The sequence below is a fragment of the Arhodomonas sp. KWT genome (assembly GCF_010993615.1).
Window position 1 is genome coordinate 1 of record NZ_WNXE01000229.1, and the last position, 1178, is coordinate 1178.

Consider the following 1178-nt stretch of genomic DNA (forward strand, 5'->3'; position numbering starts at 1 on the left):
TCGTAAAGATCGGCGAGCTCGTCGAGCTGGAGATGCTCGACATCCCGGGCAAGCTCGGCGGGGCGGGTGGCATCGATGAGCCGGTCGCGCACCTCGCGCCGGGCCTCGATGAGGACCTCGCCGCGCACCGTCGGAGCGGGGATGGCCTGCCAGACCGCGAGGCGGTCCTCCTTGGGCAGGGCCTCCAGGATATCGGCGATCTCTGCGGGGTGACGCGCCGCGGCGAGACCGGTGACGGCCTCCGTGTCACCGGCCTCGAGGGCCCGGGCGATCTCGCTCGTCCAGTCCTCGAGCTCCGCGGCGGTCTCGGCGCTCACTCGCCGTCCCCGTGGCGACCGGGCGCGGTCACTTAACGCCCATGGCCTCGCGGACCACCGGCAGGGCATCGCGCCCGCCGTCGGCGGTGGTCACGCCGTCGAGCCACTTCTCCAGCAGCTGCGGGCGCTTGCGCACGAACGCCTCGCCCGCCGGGCCGTAGTCCATGTCGTCGTTGAGCACGTAGTCGCCCATCAGGCTCTGGTCGTCGACGCTGACCTGGAACTGGCGAAGCAGCCGGGCGACGTTGGTGCAGCGCTCGGCGTAGCCGGACGTGGCGATGGTGTGCACGGTGGCGCCGCCCTGGTTCGGGCCGAAGTAGTCCTCGCCGCCATGGAGGAAGCGCATGTCGATGTTGCGCGTCATCGGGTGCGGCGCCCAGCCGAGATAGACCACCCACTTGTCGCGGCGCACGGAACGGCGCACCTGGGTGAGCATGCCCGCCTCGGAAGAGGCCATGAGCTCCCAGTCGCCGAGGCCGTAGGCGTCGTCCTCGATCATCTTGCGGATCAGCAGATTGCCGTCATTGCCCGCCTCGATGCCGTAGATCCGGCCGCCGAAGCGGTCACGGTACTCGTCGAGATCGGAGAAGCTCTTCACCCCCGCCTCGTAAACATAGGCCGGCACCGCCAGGGTGTACTTCGCACCGGACAGGTTGGTGGTGATCTTCTCGATCTTCCCGTCGTCGAGGTAGGGCTTGATCATCTTCTGCTGCGTGGGCAGCCACAGGCCAAGGAAGACGTCACGCTCGCCGCTGGCGACGGCCTGGAAAGCGATCGGCACGGACGCGGTGGTGAGCTCCACGTCATAGCCGAGCGCGGTGAGCACGTTCTTCACCAGGTGGGATTTCACGGACACACCGG

Annotated in this window: 2 protein-coding genes; both read right to left on the reverse strand. The window is 68.6% G+C overall.

What is annotated here, in order from left to right:
- Nucleotides 1–317 (reverse strand): magnesium transporter MgtE N-terminal domain-containing protein (locus G7A99_RS17065; protein ID WP_371807629.1); only part of this gene is annotated, 317 nt, incomplete at its 3' end.
- A gap of 28 nt (nt 318–345) precedes the next feature.
- Nucleotides 346–1178: ABC transporter substrate-binding protein (locus G7A99_RS17070; RefSeq protein ID WP_240466327.1), on the reverse strand; the 833-nt coding region annotated here is incomplete at its 5' end.